Raw genomic sequence first — 1,525 nt, forward strand, 5'->3', positions numbered from 1 at the left:
GGTCCTTCTGGGACGTAGTGACCAACAGTTCGGTCGGCTTCAGTGGCATCAGGCTGCGCAACGCAAGGCCCCGCTCCTGATCCTCCCTGGAAATTGGAAGGCCGTTGCTGGGACGATGACCGCCGCTGAGATCCCTCTGGGGGCTCTAGAGCTGACAGCGCGAAAGCACCGCGTCCGACGCCGGAAGCCCCGGTCGTCGCTGGCACCACCGCGCTGCCTACCGGCTCCAACGCTCCGCGGGTAGGCAGTTGGTGCCGGGCGAGCCGTAGACGACAGTGCCCGACGGGTCCCCGTAGCAGTGGTCGAACTCGTCCGACGGACGAAAGAGCGGACGGCGGTCGATTTCGGCACCGGTGTCGTCGTAACTGACCAACTCGGCGCCCTCGTTGGCGTTGGCATCCTCGGTGATCAGGCCGAACACACCGTTGGCCAACCGCGCCGTGGTCGTCTGCCCATCCCCGTGTTCGAGCACCAGCCGGTGCACCCGAGCGCTGACCCGGCCAGTCGCCGCGACGTCGCCGCCGTTGACTCTGCTGGACACGAGCAGGAGTCGCTGGACCGGGCCGGGCAACCAGTTCCGTTGTGGCCAGTCCCGTTCACTGCTGGCGGCCCCGCTGATCTCCTGATGTGGCACCGTGGAGACTTCACAGGTGAAGTACCCGGTCTCCGATATGAAAAGCGCCACGGCCCGGTGATCCTGCTCGGCGGCCACGGCCAACTGGTCCATCGACACCGGAAGCCGCTCCATCTCCTCGTTCCACGACAGGCACTGCTCCATTGATCGGCGCAGCGTCGGTGACAGTTCGCTCGGACCCATCGCCAGATGCCGCACATCGTCGCCACTCGGCACCATCCCCACACCGGCGACCATGGCCGCAGCCGTCGCCAAGGTGGCCACTCCGAGCCGTAGCGCCCGGCGGGATCGCGGACGATGGACAGAGGCCATCAGATCCGAACGCATCCGCGCCGCCGCGCCGGGCGGCAGATCCCGCTCGACAGGCGTTTCGAAAATGCCCTTCATCGCTCATCCTCCTGCTTGGTTCCGTCGACGACCATCCGTGCCAGTCGGGCCCGTGCGCGACTGATACGTGAACGGAGCGCGCCTTCGTTGATGCCGAGGACCGCAGCCGCCTCGGCGTACGGCACGCCCGACCAGAGGCACAGGGCAACCGCCTCGCGCTCGGCGCGAGGTAATCGGCGTACGACCGCCAGGACGTCGGCCATCCGCCGTTCGTCATCGAGCCGAGCGACTACGTCGTCCGCCGGGTCCGCCTCCACCCCACGTCCCGGCGGCAACCTCCGCAGGGCTGCCAACCACCGCCGGGCCGAGCGCCACTCGGTGCGGGTCGTGTTGGTGGCGACCACCAGCAGCCACGGCAGCGCCAACCCGTCGACCAGGACCGCCGCTTCGCCACGCCTACGCCACGCGACCAGGAAGGTGGACTGCGTCACGTCCTCGGCGAGCGTCCACGAGCCGGTGAGCCGGAACGCGTGGTTGTAGACCGCCCGGGCGTACCGGTCGAAG

General features: G+C 68.5%; 2 protein-coding genes. Both read right to left on the bottom strand.

Annotation, left to right across the window (positions count from 1 at the left end):
- Positions 1-217: 217 nt before the first annotated feature.
- Complete coding sequence (locus KBX34_RS32935) at positions 218-1,021, bottom strand: hypothetical protein (protein ID WP_210928971.1); 804 nt, start codon at positions 1,019-1,021, stop codon at positions 218-220.
- Positions 1,018-1,525 (bottom strand): RNA polymerase sigma factor (locus KBX34_RS32940; RefSeq protein ID WP_210928972.1); only part of this gene is annotated, 508 nt, incomplete at its 5' end. The genes KBX34_RS32940 and KBX34_RS32935, both read right to left, overlap by 4 nt.

The organism is Micromonospora sp. M61 (genome assembly GCF_018070245.1).
Lineage (GTDB): Bacteria > Actinomycetota > Actinomycetes > Mycobacteriales > Micromonosporaceae > Micromonospora > Micromonospora zamorensis.

What these genes read in the sequence shown, in the direction of transcription:
- KBX34_RS32935 (WP_210928971.1), bottom strand. Translation starts at nt 1,021, where the DNA reads ATGAAGGGCATTTTCGAAACGCCTGTCGAGCGGGATCTGCCGCCCGGC.